The sequence below is a fragment of the Vibrio sp. 1580 genome, assembly GCF_033340055.1.
Map to the genome: position 1 here is coordinate 1 of NZ_JAWOVT010000412.1, position 619 is coordinate 619.

General features: G+C 51.9%; 1 pseudogene. It reads left to right on the forward strand.

What is annotated here, in order from left to right:
• A pseudogene (locus R7093_RS26310) lies at positions 1–609 on the forward strand (fructuronate reductase); the annotation flags it as partial.
• Between the last annotated feature and the right edge of the window lie 10 nt (positions 610–619).

Consider the following 619-nt stretch of genomic DNA (forward strand, 5'->3'; position numbering starts at 1 on the left):
CCTTACGAAGAAATGAAACTGCGCATGCTAAATGGTAGCCACTCGTTCCTAGCCTACCTAGGTTACCTTGGTGGTTACGCGCACATCTCTGACACCATGACAGATGAAGGCTACCGTAAAGCGGCATTCGACATGATGATGCAAGCACAAGCCCCTTCTCTGACCATGCCAGAAGGCACCGATTTAGAAGGCTACGCCAAGCTGCTTATCGAGCGCTTCACTAACCCAAGCCTGAAGCACAAAACATGGCAAATCGCGATGGACGGCAGCCAGAAGATCCCACAACGCATGGGTGGCAGCTTACGATTCCACCTTGCTCAAGGCTCTAACTTCTCATGGTTGGCAACGGCGATTGCAGGTTGGATGCGCTACGTATCCGGCGTGGACGAGCAAGGCAACGACATTGATGTTCGCGATCCAATGGCAGAGACACTACGTCAGATTTGCGACCAGCACGGCTTGAACGTTTCTGTTGTGCCTGCGTTGCTCGCTGTTGAAACCATCTTCCCTGCAGAGCTTGGTCAAAACCCACAAGTGATTGATGCGGTGAGCAGTGCTTACCAATCTCTAATCGATAACGGTGCTCGTGCCACTGTCGCTGCGTTGTAATAGGAGTTAA